This window comes from Pseudomonas kielensis (assembly GCF_030505375.1).
GTDB lineage: Bacteria > Pseudomonadota > Gammaproteobacteria > Pseudomonadales > Pseudomonadaceae > Aquipseudomonas > Aquipseudomonas kielensis.
Genome location: NZ_CP130043.1, coordinates 1,930,252 through 1,951,819, shown reverse-complemented (window position 1 = coordinate 1,951,819; position 21,568 = coordinate 1,930,252). Strand labels below are relative to the sequence as shown.

Annotated in this window: 19 protein-coding genes; 7 read left to right on the top strand and 12 right to left on the bottom strand. The window is 62.5% G+C overall.

Annotated elements, in window-relative coordinates:
* Positions 1 to 32 precede the first annotated feature (32 nt).
* The 6 genes from Q1W70_RS09135 to Q1W70_RS09110 all read left to right on the top strand — a co-directional run bounded on the left by Q1W70_RS09135 (position 33) and on the right by Q1W70_RS09110 (position 8,134).
* On the top strand, positions 33 to 614 hold the full coding sequence (locus Q1W70_RS09135) for an alpha/beta hydrolase (RefSeq protein ID WP_182343054.1): 582 nt from the start codon (positions 33 to 35) through the stop codon (positions 612 to 614).
* A 56-nt stretch (positions 615 to 670) separates the two neighbouring features.
* Positions 671 to 1,594: a sigma 54-interacting transcriptional regulator gene (locus tag Q1W70_RS09130; RefSeq protein ID WP_182343056.1), complete on the top strand. Its 924-nt coding sequence runs from the start codon at positions 671 to 673 to the stop codon at positions 1,592 to 1,594.
* A 195-nt stretch (positions 1,595 to 1,789) separates the two neighbouring features.
* Positions 1,790 to 2,572, top strand: coding sequence for a MetQ/NlpA family ABC transporter substrate-binding protein (locus tag Q1W70_RS09125; protein ID WP_166590267.1), 783 nt, complete (start codon positions 1,790 to 1,792; stop codon positions 2,570 to 2,572).
* Positions 2,573 to 2,910: 338 nt separating this feature from the next.
* Positions 2,911 to 4,017, top strand: coding sequence for an efflux RND transporter periplasmic adaptor subunit (locus tag Q1W70_RS09120; RefSeq protein WP_182343057.1), 1,107 nt, complete (start codon positions 2,911 to 2,913; stop codon positions 4,015 to 4,017).
* Positions 4,014 to 5,084, top strand: coding sequence for an efflux RND transporter periplasmic adaptor subunit (locus Q1W70_RS09115; protein ID WP_166590269.1), 1,071 nt, complete (start codon positions 4,014 to 4,016; stop codon positions 5,082 to 5,084). The genes Q1W70_RS09120 and Q1W70_RS09115 overlap by 4 nt, the downstream gene beginning before the upstream one ends.
* Positions 5,081 to 8,134: an efflux RND transporter permease subunit gene (locus Q1W70_RS09110; protein ID WP_302098785.1), complete on the top strand. Its 3,054-nt coding sequence runs from the start codon at positions 5,081 to 5,083 to the stop codon at positions 8,132 to 8,134. Before Q1W70_RS09115 ends, Q1W70_RS09110 begins: the two co-directional genes overlap by 4 nt.
* 58 nt (positions 8,135 to 8,192) lie before the next feature.
* Here the strand turns inward: Q1W70_RS09110 and Q1W70_RS09105 are convergent, their stop codons facing one another.
* The 12 genes from Q1W70_RS09105 to Q1W70_RS09050 form a co-directional block, all read right to left on the bottom strand.
* Positions 8,193 to 8,822 (bottom strand): class I SAM-dependent methyltransferase, encoded by a 630-nt coding sequence (locus Q1W70_RS09105; RefSeq protein WP_166590271.1) that lies wholly within the window; start codon positions 8,820 to 8,822, stop codon positions 8,193 to 8,195.
* Between the two features lie 55 nt (positions 8,823 to 8,877).
* Positions 8,878 to 9,522, bottom strand: a complete 645-nt coding sequence (locus Q1W70_RS09100) for a methionine ABC transporter permease (protein WP_182343061.1) — start codon at positions 9,520 to 9,522, stop codon at positions 8,878 to 8,880.
* Positions 9,512 to 10,633, bottom strand: a complete 1,122-nt coding sequence (locus tag Q1W70_RS09095; RefSeq protein WP_185818214.1) for a methionine ABC transporter ATP-binding protein — start codon at positions 10,631 to 10,633, stop codon at positions 9,512 to 9,514. The genes Q1W70_RS09100 and Q1W70_RS09095 overlap by 11 nt, the downstream gene beginning before the upstream one ends.
* Positions 10,634 to 10,635: 2 nt before the next feature.
* Complete coding sequence (locus tag Q1W70_RS09090; protein ID WP_185818215.1) at positions 10,636 to 11,445, bottom strand: MetQ/NlpA family ABC transporter substrate-binding protein; 810 nt, start codon at positions 11,443 to 11,445, stop codon at positions 10,636 to 10,638.
* 55 nt (positions 11,446 to 11,500) lie between these two features.
* Positions 11,501 to 12,868, bottom strand: coding sequence for an LLM class flavin-dependent oxidoreductase (locus Q1W70_RS09085; RefSeq protein WP_302098784.1), 1,368 nt, complete (start codon positions 12,866 to 12,868; stop codon positions 11,501 to 11,503).
* The gene (locus tag Q1W70_RS09080) at positions 12,868 to 14,061 is read right to left on the bottom strand and encodes an SfnB family sulfur acquisition oxidoreductase (protein ID WP_302098783.1); all 1,194 of its coding nucleotides are present in this window, start codon (positions 14,059 to 14,061) and stop codon (positions 12,868 to 12,870) included. The genes Q1W70_RS09085 and Q1W70_RS09080 overlap by 1 nt, the downstream gene beginning before the upstream one ends.
* 24 nt (positions 14,062 to 14,085) lie before the next feature.
* Positions 14,086 to 15,327 (bottom strand): SfnB family sulfur acquisition oxidoreductase, encoded by a 1,242-nt coding sequence (locus Q1W70_RS09075; protein ID WP_166590277.1) that lies wholly within the window; start codon positions 15,325 to 15,327, stop codon positions 14,086 to 14,088.
* A gap of 175 nt (positions 15,328 to 15,502) precedes the next feature.
* On the bottom strand, positions 15,503 to 16,279 hold the full coding sequence (locus Q1W70_RS09070; RefSeq protein ID WP_302098782.1) for a hypothetical protein: 777 nt from the start codon (positions 16,277 to 16,279) through the stop codon (positions 15,503 to 15,505).
* Positions 16,280 to 16,752: 473 nt separating this feature from the next.
* Positions 16,753 to 17,499, bottom strand: coding sequence for an L-cystine ABC transporter ATP-binding protein TcyN (gene tcyN, locus Q1W70_RS09065; RefSeq protein ID WP_182343073.1), 747 nt, complete (start codon positions 17,497 to 17,499; stop codon positions 16,753 to 16,755).
* A gap of 4 nt (positions 17,500 to 17,503) precedes the next feature.
* Positions 17,504 to 18,169: a cystine ABC transporter permease gene (gene tcyL, locus Q1W70_RS09060; protein ID WP_166590279.1), complete on the bottom strand. Its 666-nt coding sequence runs from the start codon at positions 18,167 to 18,169 to the stop codon at positions 17,504 to 17,506.
* A complete protein-coding gene (gene tcyJ / locus Q1W70_RS09055; protein ID WP_166590280.1) occupies positions 18,169 to 18,969 on the bottom strand; it encodes a cystine ABC transporter substrate-binding protein in 801 nt (266 codons plus the stop codon). The genes tcyL and tcyJ overlap by 1 nt, the downstream gene beginning before the upstream one ends.
* 254 nt (positions 18,970 to 19,223) lie before the next feature.
* The gene (locus tag Q1W70_RS09050) at positions 19,224 to 20,219 is read right to left on the bottom strand and encodes a D-cysteine desulfhydrase (protein WP_166590281.1); all 996 of its coding nucleotides are present in this window, start codon (positions 20,217 to 20,219) and stop codon (positions 19,224 to 19,226) included.
* A 192-nt stretch (positions 20,220 to 20,411) separates the two neighbouring features.
* On the opposite strand from Q1W70_RS09050, the gene epsC reads away from it, so the two are divergent.
* Positions 20,412 to 21,338 carry a serine O-acetyltransferase EpsC gene (gene epsC, locus Q1W70_RS09045; protein ID WP_166590282.1) on the top strand — a complete coding sequence of 309 codons (927 nt, stop codon included), beginning with the start codon at positions 20,412 to 20,414 and terminating at the stop codon, positions 21,336 to 21,338.
* Positions 21,339 to 21,568 lie beyond the last annotated feature (230 nt).

The following is a 21,568-nucleotide window of genomic DNA, read 5'->3' as shown; positions in this document are numbered from 1 at the left end:
ATCAGGAACAGACACGCACAGGAGAGCTCCCCATGCGCAACGAATCAATCCGCTACCTGATTGTGCCGGGCTGGCAGGGATCGCCAGACGATCATTGGCAGACCCACTGGCAGAACAGTCTGCCGAACAGCGCACGGGTCGAGCAGGACGATTGGCTCACCCCTCGGCGTGAAGACTGGGTGGCGGCGCTGGCCGAAGCCATTGCTGCCGACAGCACGCCGGTGATCCTCATCGCCCACAGCCTGGGTTGCATCACCGTGGCCCATTGGGCGGCCACCGCACCCTTGCAGACGCTGCGCCAGGTGCGCGGGGCCCTGCTGGTGGCGCCTGCCGATGTCGAGCGCCCGGCGTGCGTGCCGGCGTTGCGCAATTTCGCACCGATTCCCACGGACCTGCTGCCATTTCCCAGCCAGGTCGTCAGCTCCGACAACGACGCTGCCGTGAGTGCGCCGCGCGCGCTGGAGCTGGCGCGTAACTGGGGCGCCGAGGCAGGCATCCTGGCAGGTGCCGGACACATCAACGTGAAGTCCGGCCACCATCGTTGGGAGCAGGGGTTCGCTTACCTGTATCGCCTGCAGAACCGCATGGAACACCACGCCCTGCGTCGCGCCTGATCGTCCCTTTCAATTCAACGCCCCCGTCCGCCGGCGGTCTTGGGCGGGAGCCTGCCATGAGTTTGCATGAAACCTTCGGTCAGCCATTGCTGACCTTTCCCGACGCAGAAAAAAGTCCGTTGAGCATTCGTGCCAAGGCGCTGGTGTTCGTCGACCCACGTTCGCGCACCTTGCGCCAGGAGCTTGAGCAACTGGCACCGCGTGCGATATCGGTGTTGATTCACGGGGAAACCGGCAGTGGCAAAGAGTTGCTGGCACGCCACATTCACCGGGCCAGTGACCGCGGTGGTTTGTTCGTCTCGGTCAATTGCGGCGCCATCAGTCCGACCTATGCCGATGCCGAGTTGTTCGGTTATGCCGGTGGCAGTTTCAGTGGCTCGGCCAGCAGCCGCGCCGGCTGGTTTGGGTCGGCCAATGGCGGGACCCTGTACCTGGATGAAATCGGTGACTTGCCGTTGCCGATCCAGATCAAGTTGCTGGCGGCCCTGGAGAATCACGAAGTCACCCGGGTCGGTGCCCAGCAGCCAAGCCCGGTCGATGTGCGCCTGGTGGCTGCCACCAGCATCGACCTGGCGCAGGCGGTGGCCGCCGGCAAATTCCATGAGCGGCTCTACCACTACCTCAGCGAAGGCCAGTTGCAATTGCCGGCGCTGCGCGAGCGGGTGGGCGACATTCAATCGCTGGCCGAGTATTTCCTCGGCATCTACAGCCAGCGCCTGGGGCTGCCGGTGCCCTTTATCAGCGACGCGGCGCAGCAGGTGCTGGAGCAACACAGTTGGCCGGGCAACACCCGTGAGCTGGAGAACGTCATTCACTTTGCGTTGCTGGTCAGCAGCGGTGACGAGATTGCGCCGCAGCATTTGAACCTGCCAGCCACCGAGCCGCCGTTGCAGTTGATTGAGCGCTGGGTGGAGCAGTGGGTACACAGTGGTAACCGCGAACCGTTGGAACGATTGAAGCAATTGTTGGCGCAAGTGTGATCGAGGGGTGTCAGCCGGATGCAGGTGTTTTGCTGGCTGGCTCGCATTTGTTATTCACTTAAGGAATATGTACTTCGATAAAAAGTATTTTTACGGCATAAAAAATCCCGGTATTGTCCGCTTCACGCCAGCAATAGCGTTTTACTGGCACCTCACTTTTAAGCCGTTGTCGACAACGACAAATAAGGACACTGCATGAAAAAGGTTCTGTTGTTTACCGCACTCGCGGCTGCCCTGACGGCTGGCCTGGCCCAGGCCGGCGAGAAACTGGTGGTTGCGGCCACTCCGGTACCGCACGCTGAGATTCTCGAATTGATCAAGCCAACCCTCGCCAAAGAAGGCGTGGACCTGGAAATCAAAGTCTTCACCGATTACGTACAACCGAACGTTCAGGTCGATCAGAAGCGTCTGGACGCCAACTACTTCCAGACCCTGCCGTACCTCAACAGCTTCAACGAAGGCAAAGGCACTAACCTGGTGACCGTGATCGGCGTACACGTCGAACCTTTCGGCGGCTACTCGAAGAAAGTCAAAACCCTGGCTGAGCTCAAGGACGGCGCAACCATCGCCATCCCGAACGAAGGCAGCAACAGCGGTCGTGCGCTGATCCTGCTGCAGAAAGCCGGCCTGATCGAATTGAAAGACCCGAAAAACGCCCTGGCCACGCCAAAAGACATCGCCAAGAACCCGCACAACTTCAAGTTCAAGGAACTGGAATCGGCCATGCTCCCGCGTGTGCTGGATCAGGTCGACCTGGACATGATCAACACCAACTACGCGCTGGAAGCGGGCCTCAACCCGGCTAAAGACGCCCTGGTGATCGAAGGCGCGGATTCGCCTTACGTGAACTTCCTGGTGGCCCGTCCAGACAACAAGGACAGCGTCGCGATCCAGAAACTGGCCAAGGCCCTGACCAGCCCTGAGGTGAAGGCATTCATCGCCAAGAAGTACAGCGGCGCGGTCCTGCCGGCGTTCTGATCACGCGATAAACCCCTTCTAGGTTTGAACGCCGACGGCTTATGCAGCGTCGGCGTTTTTTTTTGCCTTTATCGCGCAAGCCGGCCAGCCGGTGCAGGACGTGTGCGGGTGTGACGGATCAGACACGAAACTATCCACACAATGTGTCAGGATATCGGCCACTTAGCGCCCAAGTGGCCTGCCCCCGACGCCATTCGATGGATTGAATCCCGCCGATTTCCAGCTGTCCATGGAAGCGACGCCATTTGATGTGTGCCGTTGGATGCGTCGTAGCCACCCTGATCTAAGCTCAGCAGTCGTTCACCGCACATTCGTCCGCAACACGCAAAGGAGCCTGCATGGCTGGTCCTGGATTGAGATTTATCGTTGGCCTGAGTGTGTTTGGGCTGCTGACCGCCTGCGGCGACAAGCCAGCGGTCGAGAAGGAGCGCCCCAGGGTGTTCGTGCAAGAGGTCAAGCTGGCAGATCACGCCCCTTCCGTGACCCTGACCGGGGACGTGCAGGCGCGGGTCCAGACCGAGCTGTCATTTCGGGTGGCGGGCAAGATCATCCAGCGCATGGTGGATGTCGGTGATCGGGTGACCGCCAAGCAGGTGCTCGCCCGGCTCGACCCCAAGGACCTGCAGACCAGCGTCGATTCGGCCCAGGCCCAGGTGGTCGCCGAGCAGGCGCGGGTCAAGCAGGCCGCTGCGGCCTTTGTGCGTCAGCAAAAACTCCTGCCCAAGGCCTACACCAGCCAAAGCGAATATGACACGGCCCAGGCCGCGCTGCGCAGCAGCCAGAGTGCATTGGCCGCGGCGCAGGCGCAGTTGGCCAACGCCCGTGAACAACTGAGCTACACCGCTCTGATTGCCGACGCACCGGGGATCATCACCGCACGCCAGGCCGAAGTTGGCCAGGTGGTGCAGGCCACGGTGCCGATTTTCAGCCTGGCCCGCGATGGCGAGCGGGATGCGGTGTTCAACATTTACGAGTCCCTGTTGAGCGAACCACCGCAGGACAGAACGGTGGAAGTCAGCCTGCTCGACAACCCGAAGATCAAGACCACCGGCACGGTGCGCGAAATCACCCCGGCGGTGTCGGCGCAAACCGGTACGGTGCAGGTCAAGGTCACCCTCAGTGAGTTGCCCGAAGGCATGCGCCTGGGCTCGGTGGTCAGTGCCACGGCCAATGTGCCAGGCAAGGCGGCGGTCGAACTGCCGTGGTCGGCATTGACCAAGAACCTCAGCGATCCGGCTGTTTGGCTGGTCGACGGCCAGGGCAAGGCCCAACTCAAGACCGTCACGGTCGGTCGCTACCTGTCCGGAAAGGTGATCATCAGCGACGGTCTGAAAGATGGCGAGAAAGTCGTCACCGCCGGCGGCCAGTTGTTGCACCCCGATGTGTTGGTGGAAATCGCTACCCCTTGCGCAAGCTCACCGCAATTGCCAGGAGCCCAGCCATGAAGCGCCTGGTGATGTTGCTGGCGGCCGGCGTGGTGCTGGCTGCCTGTTCCAAGAAAGAGCCGCCGCCGGAACCGGTGCGCCCGGTGCTGTCGATCGAAGTGCGCGCCTATGACCAGGAAAACCTCGGGCGTTTCGCCGGGAGTATCCAGGCGCGTTTTGAAAGCAATACCGGGTTCCGGGTACCAGGGCGCATCGCCAGCCGCAACGTCGATGTCGGCAGCGAAGTGGAGAAGGGCACCTTGCTCGCGACCCTCGACCCCACCGACCAACAGAACCAGTTGCGCGCCAGCCAGGGCGACCTGGCGAAGATCGAGGCGCAACTGATCAACGCCCAGGCCAATGCGCGGCGCCAGCAGGAACTGTTCAACCGTGGCGTGGGCGCGCAAGCCCAACTGGACGCGGCCCAGACCGACCTGAAAACCACCCAGGCTTCACTGGACCAGGCCCGGGCCGCCGTCAGGCAGTCCCAGGACCAATTGGCCTACACCGAGTTGCGCACCGACCATCCCGCGGTTGTCACGGCCTGGAACGCCGAGGCCGGACAAGTCGTGACCGCCGGCCAGCAGGTGGTGACACTGGCCCGGCCCGACATCAAGGAAGCGGTGATCGACTTGCCCGCGGACCTTGCCGAGCAGTTGCCGGCCGACGTGGTGTTTGTGGTCGAGGCGCAACTCGATCCGTCGACCCAAACCACGGCGATCATTCGCGAAATCGAACCCCAGGCCCAAAGCGCGACCCGCACTCGTCGCGCACGCCTGACCCTGGCCGAGACGCCAGCGGGCTTTCGCCTGGGTACGGCCATCAGTGTCACCCTCAGCTCGGCCATCAAGCCGCGCATCGAGCTGCCACTTGCCGCTGTGCAGGATGTCGACGGCAAATCGCGGATCTGGGTAATCGACCCACAGAACCAGACCGTTTCCCCACGGGATATCACCCTGCTCGGCCGTGGTGCCGACAGCGTGATCCTGGGGGGCGGGGTGAAGAATGGCGAGCGTGTGGTCAGTGCCGGTGTGAACAGCCTCAAACCGGGGCAAAAAGTCAGAATCGATGAGGACAGCCCGCGATGAAAGGGAGTTTCAACTTATCCGAATGGGCCCTCAAGCATCAGTCATTTGTCTGGTACCTGATGTTCGTCGCCTTGTTGATGGGGGTGTTTTCCTACCTCAACCTGGGCCGCGAGGAAGATCCCTCGTTCACCATCAAGACCATGGTCATCCAGACCCGCTGGCCGGGTGCGACCCAGGAGGAAACCCTCAAGCAGGTGACCGACCGCATCGAGAAAAAACTCGAAGAACTCGACTCGCTCGACTACGTGAAAAGCTACACCCGTCCGGGTGAATCCACGGTCTACGTGTACCTGCACGACACCACCAGCGCCAAGGACATCCCGGAAATCTGGTACCAGGTGCGCAAGAAGATCGGCGATATCCAAGGCAGCTTCCCGCAGGGCATCCAGGGTCCGTCGTTCAACGACGAATTCGGTGATGTGTTCGGCTCGGTGTTCGCCTTCACCGCCGATGGCCTGTCGATGCGCCAGTTGCGCGACTACGTCGAGCAGGCCCGTGCCGAGATTCGTGATGTGCCGGGGCTGGGCAAGATCGAGATGGTCGGCCAGCAGGACGAAGTCATCTACCTGAGTTTCTCCACCCGCAAACTGGCGGCGCTAGGCATCGACCAGCAGCAGGTGGTGCAGAGTCTGCAGACCCAGAACGCAGTGACCCCGGCCGGGGTGATCGAGGCAGGACCGGAGCGGATTTCGGTGCGGACCTCGGGGCAGTTTGCCTCGGAGAAAGACCTGGCGACGGTCAACCTGCGCCTCAATGATCGTTTCTACCGCCTGGCCGACATCGCGGAAATTACCCGTGGCTATGTCGACCCGGCCGCGCCGATGTTCCGTTTCAACGGCCAGCCCGCCATTGGCCTGGCCGTGGCGATGCAGAAGGGTGGCAACATCCAGGAATTCGGCAAGGCGCTGCACCAGCGCATGGAAGAACTCACCGCCGACCTGCCGGTGGGCATCGGCGTGCACAAGGTCTCCGATCAGGCCGAAGTGGTGGAGGAGGCCGTTGGCGGCTTTACCAGTGCGCTGTTCGAGGCCGTGATCATTGTCCTGGTGGTCAGCTTCATCAGCCTGGGGCTGCGTGCGGGGCTGGTGGTGGCCTGCTCGATTCCGCTGGTGCTGGCGATGGTCTTTGTGTTCATGGAGTACAGCGGCATCACCATGCAACGGATTTCCCTGGGCGCGCTGATCATCGCCCTGGGCCTGCTGGTGGATGACGCGATGATCACGGTGGAGATGATGGTCACGCGCCTGGAAATGGGCGAGACCAAGGAGCAGGCGGCCACATTCGCCTACACCTCGACCGCGTTCCCGATGCTCACCGGGACCCTGGTGACTGTCGCCGGTTTTGTGCCGATCGGCCTGAACGGCAGCTCGGCGGGGGAATACACCTTCACCCTGTTCGCGGTGATCGCCGTGGCAATGCTGGTCTCGTGGGTGGTCGCGGTGCTGTTTGCCCCGGTGATTGGCGTGCATATCCTCAGCAGCAAGGTGAAGCCGCATTCCGCGGAGCCCGGGCGCGTTGGCCGGGCCTTCAACGGTGGCCTGCTGTGGTGCATGCGCAATCGTTGGTGGGCCATCGGCATCACGGTGTTGTGCTTCGTGCTGGCGGTGTTCTCCATGCGGTTTGTGCAGAACCAGTTCTTCCCGTCATCGGATCGCCCGGAGATCCTGGTCGACCTCAACCTGCCACAGAACGCCTCGCTGGATGAAACCCGCAAGGTGGTCGACCGTCTCGAAGCCACCCTCAAGGGCGACCCGGACATCGTGCGCTGGAGCACCTATATCGGCCAGGGCGCGATTCGTTTCTACCTGCCCCTGGACCAGCAACTGCAGAACCCGTACTACGCCCAGTTGGTGATCGTCAGCAAGGACTTCGAAACGCGCACGGCCCTCAGCCAGCGCCTGCGTGAACGTCTGCGCCAGGACTTCGTGGGCGTCGGCAGCTATGTGCAGGCGCTGGAGATGGGCCCGCCCGTGGGCAGGCCGATCCAGTACCGGGTCAGCGGCAAGGACATCGATCAGGTGCGCAAACACGCGATCGACCTGGCCAGCGAGTTGGACAAGAACCCGCATATCGGCGAGATCATTTTCGACTGGAACGAGCCGGGCAAGGTCCTGCGCATCGACATTGCCCAGGACAAGGCGCGTCAACTCGGGCTGTCGTCCGCCGACGTGGCGAAGCTGATGAACAGCATTGTCAGTGGTTCGACGGTGACCCAGGTCGACGATGACATCTACCTGATCAACGTTGTCGGTCGCGCCGTGGATGCCGAGCGGGGCTCGCCGAACACCCTGCAGAACCTGCAGATCGTCACCCCGAGCGGGACCTCGATCCCGCTGCTGGCCTTTGCCACCGTGCGCTACGAACTCGAGCAACCCTTGGTGTGGCGTCGCGATCGCAAGCCGACCATCACCATCAAGGCGGCGGTGCGCGACGAGATCCAGCCCACGGACCTGGTCAAGCTGCTGAAGCCGGACATCGAGAAATTCGCCGCGACGTTGCCGGTGGGCTACAAGGTTGCCACGGGCGGTACGGTGGAGGAGAGCAGCAAGGCCCAGGGGCCGATTGCCAAGGTCGTGCCACTGATGCTGTTCCTGATGGCGACGTTCCTGATGATCCAGTTGCACAGTGTGCAGAAGCTGTTCCTGGTGGCCAGCGTCGCGCCGCTGGGCCTGATTGGCGTGGTGCTGGCGCTGATCCCGACGGGCACGCCCATGGGCTTCGTGGCGATCCTGGGGATCCTGGCGCTGATCGGGATCATCATTCGCAACTCGGTGATCCTGGTGACCCAGATCGAGTCCTTCGAGCGCGACGGCTACTCCCCCTGGGATGCCGTGGTGCAAGCCACCGAGCACCGCCGTCGACCGATCCTGCTGACGGCGGCCGCCGCGAGCCTGGGCATGATCCCGATTGCCCGGGAAGTGTTCTGGGGACCGATGGCCTACGCCATGATCGGCGGGATCATCGTTGCCACCTTGCTCACGCTGCTGTTCCTGCCAGCGCTGTACGTGGCCTGGTACAAGATCCAGGAGCCGGCTAAAGAGGCGGCATGATCGGCGGACCGCACAATCCGTGTGGGAGCGGGCTTGCCCGCGATGGCGTTCTAACGGTTTACACCGATTTACGCCAGACACTCGCCAACCAAGGCTGCTGCTCGCGCGGCAGCCCGGCGGGTCGGTAGTAGTGCTCCAGCTCGACAAAGCCCGCCTCGGTGAGCAATTGTTGCCACGCTTGAAGGTCGTGATACGCCCCGTATCGCGGGCCATTCCAGCCCTCTTGGTTGTCGCCACGGGGATTGGAACTGAACAGCACACCCCCCGGTTTCAAGGTCCCGTGCAGTTGTTGCAGCACCCGCGGCAGTTCCTGGCGCGGCACATGAAACAGCACGGCATTGGCGAAAATTCCATCAAACCGTTCGGCCGGTAGATCGAGCTTGAGGAAGTCCTGCTGCCAGACCTCACAGCCGCTGTCCTCGCGGGCCATCCGGGCAAACTGCTCAGAGCCGTCGAGGCCGACCGCGGTGTGTCCCAGGCGGGTGAACGTCTGCAAATCCCGTCCCGGGCCGCAGCCGAAGTCGAGAATCTGCAGCGGCGCCTCCCCCTGGATGTGCCGCAGCAAGGCCGCGATGTTCTGGCTGACATCGTGATCGCGGGTGCCTTCGCGAAAGCCTTCGGCCACCGAGTTGTAGTGATCCAGGGTGGTCGAGGTGATCTGTTGGAGGTCGTCGGGGGTGTGTTTCATGATCGGCTGCGCAGGCAAGGGGAGTGAGCCGAATATACCCTTTGCGGCCGAGGGTTCAACGCTTGTTCAAGCCTCGCGCCAACCGATCCCCGCCCAACTGAATCGCCGCCACCAGAATCACCAGCAGCACGATCACCGTGAGCATGATCTGGCTGTCAAAGCGCTGGTAGCCGTAACGGTAGGCGATATCCCCAAGGCCACCGGCACCAATGGCCCCGGCCATGGCCGAGGAATTGATCATGGTCACCAGGGTGATGGTGAACCCGCCGACAATCCCCGGTAGCGCTTCAGGCAGCAACACGTGCCAGATGATGTGCCAGCGGCGGCAGCCCATGGCCTGGGCCGCTTCGATCAGGCCGTGATCGACCTCGCGCAGGCTGACCTCGGCAATCCGCGCGAAAAACGGTGTGGCGGCAATGGTCAGCGGTACGACGGCGGCCCACACGCCGTAGGTGGTGCCGACGATCAGCCGGGTAAAGGGAATCAGCGCAACCATCAGGATCAGGAACGGGATCGACCTGAACAGGTTCACAAAGGCCCCCAGCGCGCGGTTCAGCGCCGGGGCTTCGAAGATCCCGCCCTTGGCGCTGGTGACCAGGATCACCGCCAACGGAATACCTGCCAGCAAGGCGATCAGCGACGACACGCCGACCATCAGGAAGGTATCGATAAAACCTTGCAGCAAACGTTCAAACCACATAACCCAGCACCTCGACCTGTTGCGCCCATGCCGCGGCGCGTTGTTGCAATTGTTCGGTACCCAGAGGCGAGCCCGACACGGCCAGCAGTAATTGCCCCAAGGCATGCCCCTGGATTCGCTCGACGCCGCCTTGCAGCAAACGCACCCGGCCACCCAGGGCGCTGAACAGTGCGGCCAGGTCCGGTTCGTCCTGGCGGCTGCCGGTGAACTGCAAGCGCAATACCACGGCGTCCTGCGCTGAGGCGGGTTGGGGTTGCAGGCGGCCTTGCAGGTCCTCCGGCAGGCTGTGTTGCAGCGGCGCCAGCAGGGTTTTGCTGACCTCGTGCTGCGGGTTGCCGAATACTTGCCAGACCGGGCCCTGCTCGACGATCTTGCCGTGTTCGAGGACCACCACCCGGTCACAGATATCGCGGATCACCGCCATCTCGTGGGTGATCAGAATGATGGTCAGGCCCAGGCGCCGGTTGATCTCGCGCAGCAGGCCGAGGATCGATTGGGTGGTTTCCGGGTCCAGCGCCGAAGTGGCTTCGTCGCACAGCAGGATCGCCGGGTCGTGCACCAGGGCGCGGGCAATGCCGACGCGCTGTTTTTGCCCGCCCGAGAGCTGTGCCGGGTAGGCCTTGTGCTTATCCTGCAGGCCCACCAGTTCGAGCAGTTCGCGGACCTTTTGCTCGCGCGCCGGTTTCGCCACGCCGGCGACCTTGAGTGGCAACTCGACGTTTTGCCACACGGTCTTGGCCGACATCAGGTTGAAGTGCTGGAAGATCATGCCGATGCGCCGGCGCAGGTGTACCAGGCGTTCTTCGTCGAACTCGCCGATGTCCACCTGATCGATCAGCACCCGGCCCGAGGTCGGTTGTTCGAGGCGATTGATGGTGCGGATCAGCGACGACTTGCCGGCGCCGCTACGGCCGATGATGCCGAACACCTCACCGCGCTGGATCGCCAGGTCGATGCCGTGCAGCGCGGCGACCGGACCTTGCTGGCCGTTGTAGGTCTTGCCCAGGCCAATGAAGCGGACGTGGGCGTGATTGAGGTCGGGGTGCAGTTCAGTCCGGACCGCGTTGTGGGGCTCTGGAATTTCCAGTCGCAGTGGGCTCGCGGCGCTCATGCTCAGCTTTCCCAACCGGCTTGGTAGAGCTTGCCGTGGGCTTTATCCAGGGCGGCGCGAACGGCAGGCGAATGCTGGTAGATGTCGACGAACTTGATCAAGCGCGGGTCGGTCTTGCTGGTGGGCTGGATGACGAACTGGATCACGTATTCCTTGTGGTCGAGACCGTCGAACAGCAGCGCGGAACCGGCGTCGAAGGTCTTGGCCAGGCGAATGTAGGCCGGGTAGCCCTGCACCAGGTCGGCGTCGTCATAGGCGCGCACCAGTTGCACGGCCTCGACCTGAAGGATTTTGATCTTCTTCGGGTTGGCGACGATGTCGTCTTCGGTGGCCTTGTAGCCGACCCCTTCCTTGAGGGTGATCAAGCCGGCCTTGGCCAGCAGTTGCAGGCCGCGACCGCTGTTGATCGGGTCGTTGGCGATGGCCACGCTGGCGCCTTCGGGCAGCTCGGCGAAACTTTTGTATTTTTTCGAATACAGGCCGACGTTGTTGATGATCCCCGGGGCGAACGGCACCAGGTCGAAGCCGGCGGCGGCCTTGGCGTTTTCCAGGAAGGGGATGTGCTGGAAGTAGTTCACGTCGATGTCGCCCGAGGCCAGGCTGACGTTGGGTGCGATCCAGTCGCTGAACTCCACCAGCTCGACTTTCAGGCCTTGCTTGCCGGCCTCCTCGACCGCGGCTTCCAGGGGAATGGCGAAGGCGGCGGTGGTGCCGACCTTCAGCGGCGCGTCAGCGGCGAAGGTCACGGAGCTGAAGAGGCCGAGGGCCAGGGCCAGTACTTTGACTGGGTGGGTGAACAAGGTGTTTTTCATGATGGGTTTCCAGTCATAGAGGTGGGGTGTTTGGGTGTGCCTGCTCGCGAAGCGGTCAGCGGCGAAACGTCGAGCCGGTGTGCTGTTCGGGCAATTGCGCGGCGCCCTGGAACAGCTTTTCGCGCAAGGTGCCGTGGTCATAGGCAGTCTTGTACGAGCCGCGGCGCTGCAACTCGGGAATCACCAACTCGATGAAATCCACATAGCTTTCCGGGGTGACAATGCGGGTCAGGTTGAAGCCGTCCAGGCCGGTTTCGGCGATCCAGGATTCCAGCTCGTCCGCCACCTGTTCGGGCGAGCCGACCAAGGTGATGTAGCGCCCGCCCAACGCGTGCTGATCGAGCAGTTTGCGCCGGGTCCAGTCATTGTTTTTCAGGTGCTGGGTGGCGGACTGGATGGCGTTGCTTTTCACGTACTGGATAGGTTCGTCCAGTGCGTACTCGGAAAAATCGATACCGGTGGAGGCGGAAAAATGCGCCACGCCGGCTTCAGCGCTGGCGTAGCTCAGGTACTCGGCGTGCTTGGCCCAGGCAGCCTCCTCGCTGGCCCCGACAATCACGTTCAAGCCCATGAACACTTTGATGTCGTCCGGGTTGCGCCCGGCGCTGACGGCGCTGGCGCGCACCTTGTCGACCTGGGCCTTGGTCGAGGTTTTGTTCTGGCCACTGATGAACACGCACTCGGCGTGTTGCCCCGCGAATTGCAGGCCACGGCTCGAACTGCCGGCCTGGAACAGCACCGGGGTGCGTTGCGGCGAGGGTTCGCACAGGTGATAACCCTCGACCTGATAGAACTCGCCGTGGTGCTCGACCTTGTGCACCTTGCCCGGCTGCGCGTAGATGCGCTGCTTGGGGTCGTTGAGCACCGCGTCCGCCTCCCAACTGCCCTCCCAGAGTTTGTACAGCACCTGCAGGTACTCGTCGGCCTGGTCGTAGCGTCGGTCATGTTCGACCTGCTCGCTCAGGCCCATGGCCTTGGCGGCGCTGTCGAGGTAGCCGGTGACGATGTTCCAGCCCACCCGACCACGGCTCAGGTGGTCGAGGGTCGACATGCGCCGGGCGAACAGGTACGGCGGTTCATAGGTGAGGTTGGCGGTGAGACCGAAGCCCAGGTGGCGGGTCACCGCGGCCATGGCCGAAACCAGCAGCAGTGGGTCGTTGACCGGCAGCTGGATTGACTCCTTGAGCGGTACGTCCACCGAGCCCTGGTACACGTCATAGACGCCGACGATGTCGGCGATGAACAGCCCGTCGAACAGCCCGCGTTCCAGTAACTGCGCCAGCTCAGTCCAGTACTCGACGCTCTTGTACTGGGTCGAGTTGTCCCGTGGGTGGGTCCACAGGCCGTGATTGATGTGCCCGATGCAGTTCATGTTGAAGGCATTGAGGAGGATTTTTTTCTTCGCGTGCACGGGGCTGCTCATCAGATGGTCCCTCGCAGTGGCGGGTTTTCATCGTTGAGGTAGTAGTTGCCCACGGCGTGGTATTTCCAGCGCACCGGGTCATGCAAGGTATGCACGCGGGCGTTGCGCCAGTGTCGGTCCAGGCCATGCTCGGCCAGCGTCGCCTGGCTGCCGGCCAGTTCAAACAGAGTGCTGCCGGCCGCCAGGGAGATTTCGGTGCTGATGGCGCGGGCCTCGGCCACGGCAATCGAGGCGGCTGCCACGGTGTCTGCGTTGGTGGTGTGCTGAGCCTGGTCAAGGAGTTCCCCGGCACGCTCCAGCAGGGCTTCGGTGGCGTGCAGGCGGATGCTCAGGTGGCCGAAGCTTTTGAGCGTCAGCGGGTCCTGGGTGGCCTTGTCGTTGCCGGAGTCGATCCACGGGCGGGTCTTGGTCCGCACGAAGTGCAGCGCATCCTCGTAGGCAGCGCGGGCGATGCCGGTGTCGATGGCGGCGTGGAGAATCTGCGCCAGCGGGCCGACTGGGGTCGGCCGCTCGAAGGCACTTTGAAACGGCACCAGGTCGTCGGCGGATACATAGACGTCCTCGAACACCACCGAGCCGCTGCCCGTGGTGCGCTGGCCGAAGCCGCTCCAGTCGTCGATCACCGTCAGGCCCTGGCTGTCCCGGGGCACGAAGACCAGTTGCTGGACGCCGTTGTCATCGACCACCGAGGTGGGAATCCGCTGGGCGTAGAGGGCGCCGGTGGCGTAGAACTTGCGGCCATTGATGCGGTAGCCCTGGCCCTCCGGGGTCAGGCGCGTGAGCCGGTCGTGGGCGGTCTTGGTCCCCAGCTCCGCCAGGGCGTTGCCAAATCGCTGGCCGGCGAGCACTTCGGCGTACAGGCGTTTTTTCTGCGCCTGGCTGCCGTTTACCCGCAGGACTTCAAGGGCATAAAAATGGTTCTGCGGGATCTGCCCCAGGGAGCCGTCAGCCTGGGCGATCAGGGCGATGACCTTGGCCAGGGTGACGTTGGACACCCCGGCGCCGCCATATTCGCGGGGGACGCTGATGCCCCACAGGCCCGAGCGCGAAAACACTTCCAGTTCCGGATAAGGCAGGCGGCGCTCGCGGTCGCGCAGGGCGCTGTCGCGGCGTAAGTCTTCGGCCAGGTCGCTGGCGACAATAAGGGCTTGTTCATCGCTGGTAATGACCGCGACGGAATGAGAAATCGTCATGTAAATCTCCAGAGGTCTGGTCGGTCAGATCCAGGAATGCCGGTTCGGCAGGGTGCCGTTGAGGCGGTAGTCGCCCACGGCGTGGTACTTCCAGCGCACCGGGTCGTGCAGGGTGTGCACGCGCGCGTTGCGCCAGTGACGATCGAGGTTGAATTCAGCGAGGGTGGCGCGGCTGCCGGCCAGCTCGAAGAGTTTTTCGCTGGCGAGCAGCGAGATCTCGGTGGTCAGCACCTTGGCCTCGGCGACGGCAATCGAGGCGCGGGCGGCGGAGGCGGCGGTGACGGGGGCCGCGCTGACCTGATCCAGCACTTTGCCGGCCTTGCGCAGCAGTGCTTCGGCGGCGTGCAGTTCGATCTTCAATTTGCCGATGTCGGCAATCACGTACAGATCATCACTGGCGCGGTCGACCTTGGCATCGATCCACGGCCGGGCGCGGGTGCGTACGAATTCAATGGCGTCGTCGAGGGCGCCGCGGGCGATGCCGGCGTCGATGGCGGCCTGGATCAGTTGGGACACGGCACCCTGGATATTCGGGTGTTCGTTGAGCCGCCAGTTTTCCACCACCAGGTCGGCGTCGACCTGCACGTTGTTCAGCAAGACGGTGCCGCTGGCGGTGGTGCGCTGGCCAAACCCCGACCAGTCGTCCACGACCCGCAGTCCCGGCGTACCGCGACGAACAAACGCCATCACCTGCTTGCCGTCGTCGTTCAGGGCCTTGACCGCGATCCAGTGTGCGAAGAGGGCGCCGGTGGAGTAGAACTTCTGACCATTGAGCACCCAGCCATCGCCCTGGGCGGTGATGCGGGCCTTGAGTTCCAGGGTGTTCTTGCTGCCCCGTTCCGGGCCGGCATTGCCGATGCGCGAGCCGTTGAGCACGCTCTGGAACAGCTGCTGTTTCTGTGACTCGCTGGCCACGTGTTGCAGCAGGTTGAGGATGCCGAACTGGTTCTGCGGGATCTGCCCCAGGGCCGGGTCTGCCGCGGAAATGATCGCGAAGACTTCAGCCAGGGTGACGTGGGAAATCTGAGGGCCACCAAAGGCCTTGCCCAGGGTGATGCTGCCCAGACCGCTGCGGGTGAACTGCTCGATTTCCGTCCAGGGCAATTTGCGTTGCTGATCGCGGCGCGCGGCCTGCTGGCGGGCGACAGCCGCGAGTTCGCGGGCGGCGTCAAGGGCTTGTGCGTCAGTGCCCAGGACCTGTGCGGGCAGCAGCGGCGGGGCGATGTCCAGATCGCTCTGGATGTTTGCTTCGGCCAGATTGGACATCACTGCCACTCCTTGGCTGCACGCAATGCCCTGGCGATCTGCACTGGGGTGATTGTGTTCCGGACCATACCTACCTCACATCTCATGGATAAGCCGCGTTGTGCGGCGAAATCAGAATCAAGAATGTCCGGTGGTCCGGTGCATATACCCTAATCGCGTATAAAAAATTAATAAACTAACTTTTAGGAATATACATAGAAGGTCTGTGGCCTGTTGCCTCGTGGCCGGCGGGCAGCTTGGCGCCGGAGGGGCAGCAGCCGATTCGCAGCAGGCGCACGGGCGCCCAGCGTGAGTTGTTGCCCACCCGATCGAGGATGCAGTAGGTCACCTCCAGGCGACTGTCCTCGCCGGCCTCGAGAATCACGGCCGGCGGCACCCACAGGTTGATCGGTTTACCGACCTCGCCCGGCTTGATCTTGGGCAGGTCCAGGCGCACATCGCCCCAGCGCAGGGTAATTGCATCGGCAGTGGCCATGTTCAGGTAAGGCTCGATGGTCAACGGCACGCCGCGTTTCATCTGGTTCGGGTTGACCCCATGCTTGCGGATCATCTCTGGAATGCCCAAGGGCGCTAGCCCCTGGTTTTCATCGGCGCACTGGCTGTGGGGTTGCCCACCGGGGTAGTCGAGCTTGACCTGGACTCGCTTGGTCGCTGAGCGCGCCGGGTCCTGTCCGATTTGCATGACCCGATAGTGGATACCGGACCTGCCGTTGCAGATGAAACTCTCGGGCACCCGCAGGTGGATAGGGGCGCCGATGTCATCGGCCCCCAGCACCTTGGAGGCGACGTAGCAGTTGTCCCAGAACAGCTCGATCAGGTCGCCTTCGTCCATGCTGGCGTAGGGGTCAATCTCGATCAGCAGATGAGCCGCCGAGACGCCGTTGATGGCGGATCCCGACGATCGCGCCAGGTGCGGTGCTGTCAGTTCTACTTTGTTCGACAGGCAGGTCATGAGTGTTCTCCTTGAAATACCGCAGCGAAGTCCGTTTCGAAGTTGCGTTAGTTCACATTGATTCAGGGTGTCGAGTTCAAGTGATAGCCGATTGGTTAATACCGGTGTGCAGTTAATTGGCGTCTAGATAAGAGCGCGCCTGATGGGGTGTCAATAGATGAAAGTTGGGAAGGTGGTGATCCTTGGTCAATCAGAAATGTCCTACCTTAGAGGCGTTTCCAGCGCACAGGTGATTGGGGTTTTTCTCGGCTGATCAACGCTCGCGAGCTATAAAACAGGCTGTTTTCCGGGCAGCGAGACGCAGAGCCTGGGCCAAGGTACGCCACAGGAGGACAGGGGAGGAGGTATCTATTTATTCCGTGTGCGCGTAGGGGTAAATACCAGCGGGGAGGGCGATTGTTATTTGGATAAGTGTCACTTCCTTCCGTGGAAAGTGACTGTTAAAAAAGAGAAGTTGCGTGTTGCGCGCAACTTCAGGCGTTAAGGAACTTGCTGAGAAACTGCCGTGTGCGCTCTTCCTTGGGGTTGGCAAACAAGGCCTTGGCTTCGCCTTGTTCGACGATCACGCCCTTGTCAAAAAACACCACGCGGTTGGCCACATCGCGAGCAAAGCCCATTTCGTGGGTGACGATGACCATGGTGCGTTTTTCTTCCGCCAAACCACGAATGGTCGCCAGCACTTCGCCCACCAGTTCCGGGTCCAGCGCTGAGGTGGGTTCGTCGAAGAGGATGACTTCCGGCTCCATGGCCAGCGCCCTGGCGATCGCCACGCGCTGTTGCTGGCCGCCTGAGAGACGCCGCGGGTAGGCATCTTCCTTGCCGGCCAGGCCGACCTTGGCCAAGAGTTTGCGGCCCAGCGCCAGGGCCTCCTCCCTGGGAATCTTCTTGACCACCAGCGGCCCTTCGGTGACGTTTTCCAGCGCCGTGCGGTGAGGGAACAGGTTGAAGTTCTGGAACACGAAGCCCACGTGCTGGCGCAACTGGCGCACCAGGCCCTGCTGCTGGCTCAACGGGCGGCTGCCATCGATCTCGATGTCGCCGACCTTGATCCGGCCGCTGCTCGGCTCTTCGAGAAAGTTCAGGCAGCGCAGGAAGGTGGTCTTGCCTGAGCCGCTGGGGCCGATGATGGCGACCACCTCGCCTTCCTTGACCTCCAGGTCGATGCCATTGAGCACCACTTGACCCTTGAACTGCTTTGTCAGTTTTTCCACGACAATCATGGGGTCAGGACTCCTGGTCGTGCCGATTGACCCGCTCTTCCAACTTGTTCTGCAAGTGCGACAGCACCGTGGCCAGAACCCAGTAGATCAGCGCGGCGGCAAGATACATGGTGAAAATTTCGAAGGTGCGGGCGGTAATCAACTGCGCCTGGCGGAACAGCTCTGGCACCTGGATGGTCGCAGCCAGCGCGGTGTCCTTGACCAGCGAGATGAAGCTGTTGCCCAGGGGCGGCAGCGCGGTGCGCGCAGCTTGCGGCAGGATGGCTCGGCGCAGGGTCTGCGCGCGGGTCATGCCGATACTGGCCGCGGCTTCCCATTGGCCCCGTTCGATCGAGCTGATGGCGGCACGCAGGATTTCGCAGGCATAGGCGGCCATGTTCAGCGAGAAGCCGATCAAGGCCGCTGGCAGCGGATCAAGTTCGACGCCCAATTGCGGCAAGCCGTAATAGATCACGAACAGTTGCACCAGCAACGGCGTGCCGCGAAAGAACGACACGTAGATGCGGGCGATCCAGCTCACCAGCGTGAAGCGCGACAGGCGCATCAAGGCCAGGCCGAAGCCCAGCAGCAGGCCAAAGAACATCCCGCCCAGGCTGAGGATGACCGTGTAATACGCGCCCTTGAGCAGAAAGGGCGCGGAGTCCAGCGCGAGTTGGAAAGCCTCTCCCATTACTGAGTGACGTCAGCGTTGAAGTATTTTTCCGAAAGCTTCTTCAGCGTACCGTCGGCACGCAGCTTGTCGATCGCCTTGTTCACTGCGGCCAGCAGCTCAGGCTCGCCTTTGCGCAGAGCGATGCCGGCTTCCTGGCGAGAGAACGCTTCACCGGCAGCGGTGGTGTCCTTGGCTTTCTTGGCGTATTCCAGCGCGGCAAGGCGGTCGATCAGGATGGCGTCGATGCGGCCGACACGCAGATCCTGGAACTTGGTCGGATCGTCTTCGTAGGTGCGCACGTCAGCGGTCGGCACGTTGGCTCTAACCCACTGTTCGTAGTTGGTGCCCAGGCCCACGCCGACTTTCTTGCCGCCCAGATCGGCAGCGGAGTTGATGTTCAGTTCCGCAGCTTTCTTGGTCAGTACCAGGGCCTGAATCCCGGAAACGGTGTAGGGCTCGGAGAAGTCGTACTTCTTCTTGCGCTCTTCAGAGATGGTCACCTGGTTGATCACCGCATCCAGGCGCTTGGACTCCAGGGCGGCGAGGATGCCGTCCCACTTGGTCGGTTGCAGTTTGACCTTGACCCCCAGCTCCTTGGCCAGGGCTTCGGAAAATTCGACTTCAAAGCCGGCCAGCTTGCCGTCGGCATCGACAAAACTGAACGGTGGGTAGGTGCCTTCCAGGCCGACGTTGATCACGCCCGCGTCCTTGATCTTTTGCAGTTGCTCACCGGCCACCGCTTGCCCCAGCAGACCGGCACCGAGTACCAGGCCCAGCGAGCCCACCAGCAGATTTCGACGAAATGCGGAAAAATTCATGACAAGCCCCTGTGTTTTTTATGAAGACGTTTTTTATGAAGCAGGCAAAATCGGGAATTCCACATCCTGCCCTATAAGCAGCGTATGCGTCTCGCGCCAATTGCGCCTGCGGCGAGACTATAGGGCGGGATTTTTAGACTTGAAAATAATATAAAGTAACTTTGTTATTCCTTTTAAAGCTATGTGATTGGCTCGCGCAGGGCTGTCGGGCACGATCGCGAGCAAGCTCGCTCCTACATGATGGGGGGCTGGTTTCAGGCGAACGATGCGGTGTAGGCAAACAATGCCGGAGCGCCGCCGGTGTGCAGGAACAGGATAGGACCCTCATCGAAACGCTGGCGGCCGATTCCGTCGAGCAGACCGGCCATGGCCTTGCCGGTGTAGACCGGGTCGAGCAACAGGCCTTCCTGGCTGGCCAGCAGCTTGACCGCAGCCAGGGTGCCGGCACTCGGCTCTCCATAACGGGGGGCGAAGTACTCGTCCCACAGGTGCACCTTGAAACTCGCCGGCAACTGGATCCCCAGCAGTTCGGCGGTGCGTTCGGTCAAGCCCTGGACCTTGGGGCGCTGGTCTTCATCGGTGCGCGAGACGGTGACCCCGATCACCGGCAGCTCCGGCAGCACTTCACTCAAGGCCAATGCCAGGCCGCTGTGGGTGCCGGCACTGCCGGAGGCCAGGACCACGGCCGCAAAGTGCAGGCCGGTGTCCTTGATCTGTTCAGCCAGCTCCAGCCCCGCCCGCACATACCCCAGCGCACCCAAGGCATTGGAGCCGCCAATCGGCACCAGGTACGGCTGCTTGCCGTTGCTGCGCAGGCGCTCGGCCAAGGCTTGCAACTGTTGGTCGGCGTTGTCGAGGTTGTCCACCAACTCGACCTTGGCATCGAACAGGTCCAGCAGCAGGCGGTTGCCGTTGCCCAGGTAGTTGCTGTCATCCGTGCCGATCGGGTTTTCCAGCAGGGCGACGCAGCCCAGGCCGAGCTTTGCAGCAATCGCCGCCGTCTGGCGCACATGGTTGGACTGGATGGCCCCGGCGGTGATCAGGGTGTCGGCGCCTTGGGCCAGTGCGTCGGCGGCCAGGTATTCGAGTTTGCGCAGCTTGTTGCCACCCATGGCCAGCGGCGTCAGGTCGTCACGCTTGACGTAGACCTCGCGCCCCAGCCAGGTCGACAGCCGCTCGAGCTTTTCCAGGGGGGTGGCGTTGACGAGAAGATCCAGTCGGTGAAAGCGAGCGAGCTGTTGTTTGATCATGGGGCCGCACGGGTAGTAAGAGGTGTCTGGACTATAGGCAGGCCGTTTTACCCGGGCAACCGCCAATCGCTTATTCCTAAAAGTGCTGAGGCCCGCACAATTCGTTCTTAATTACCGTTTGTGACCATACCGTAAAGTGACTGCCATTCAGGCGGCCTGGCATGGGGCCGCTGCGTGCGAGGAGTTTTGACCGTGAGTGAGCGTTCCAGCCATTGGCAATTACAGACCATCGTCAGCCAACTGCGCGTAGCCCGCGACCAGTGGCGTGCGCAAAATGGTCGCAGCAGCGGTGAGCAGGGTGGTCGTGAGCTGCCATCGCGCGCCGCGATGGCGGAGATCCTCGAAGCCCTCTGTGGCGCCTTGTTCCCGATGCGCCTGGGGCCGGTGGACTTGCGCGAGGAGAGCGAGGACTTCTACGTCGGACACACCCTGGATGTGGCCTTGAATGCCCTGCTGGGCCAGGCGCGGCTGGAGTTGCGTTATGTCGCCAGGCAAACCGCCCAGGTCGATACCGAGGTCGAGGCGCGGGCCATCAATCTGATCCAGGATTTCGCCCTGGCCTTGCCCGAGCTGCGCAGCCTGCTGGACTCCGACGTGCTCGCCGCCTATCACGGCGACCCGGCAGCCCGCAGCGTCGATGAGGTATTGCTCTGCTACCCGGGGATCCTGGCGGTGATTCATCATCGCCTGGCGCATCACCTGTACCGGGCCGGCCTGCCATTGCTGGCGCGGATCAGCTCGGAAATTGCTCACTCGGCCACCGGCATCGACATCCACCCCGGCGCGCAGATCGGCCGCAGCTTCTTCATCGACCACGGCACGGGCGTGGTGATCGGCGAGACCGCGATCATCGGCGAGCGCGTGCGCATCTATCAGGCCGTGACCCTGGGCGCCAAGCGCTTTCCGGCGGACGAGGACGGCCAGTTGCAGAAGGGGCATGCGCGTCACCCGATCGTCGAGGACGATGTGGTGATCTACGCCGGTGCGACCATCCTTGGACGAATCACCATCGGCAAGGGCTCGAGCATCGGCGGCAACGTCTGGCTGACCCGCAGTGTGCCGCCTGGGAGCAACCTGACCCAGGCCAATCTGCAGCATGATGATGGGACGCAGAAGTAAGCCTGCGGAGTCTTTTGATCCTGGGTTTGGGGGGATCCGCTGCTGCGGTGATGGCGGCTTAGGGTTCCGCCCTTACCCCTGACCCACCGCCATCCCGGGCAAGCCCGCTTTCACAGGGGGGGTGATCCCCGTTAAATCGTGGATGGCCATTTGCTCAATATCCGTTGAACGATTCCGCTCAACCTCACGTCATACCCTTCCTTGAGCTAGCGTACGACAGTACCGCCGAG